The sequence below is a fragment of the Marinobacter halodurans genome (genome assembly GCF_004327985.1).
GTDB classification, from domain to species: domain Bacteria; phylum Pseudomonadota; class Gammaproteobacteria; order Pseudomonadales; family Oleiphilaceae; genus Marinobacter_A; species Marinobacter_A halodurans.
This window is the reverse complement of record NZ_SJDL01000263.1, coordinates 1-215: the sequence shown is the minus strand read 5'-3', so window position 1 is coordinate 215 and position 215 is coordinate 1. Positions and strand designations below refer to the sequence as shown.

General features: G+C 71.2%; 1 protein-coding gene. It reads left to right on the top strand.

The genetic code is table 11. The features are described from left to right. On the top strand, nucleotides 1-215 hold a 215-nt coding region (locus EZI54_RS24305), incomplete at both ends, for a condensation domain-containing protein (protein WP_131484372.1).

Sequence of the window (215 nt, the reverse complement as noted above, 5' to 3'; positions counted from 1 at the left end):
CCGGGTGCTGGGCGGCCTGTCGGGTCGCGATGACGTGGTGTTCGGCACGGTGTTGCTGGGCCGTCACGGCGGAGTGGCCGAGCGAGCGCTGGGGATGTTCATCAACACGTTGCCGCTGCGGCTGGAGCTGAGTGGATCGGTGGCCGAGGCGGTGGGTCAGGCGCAGCGTCGCCTGGCGGGTCTGTTGGCGCACGAGCATGCCTCGCTGGCGCTGG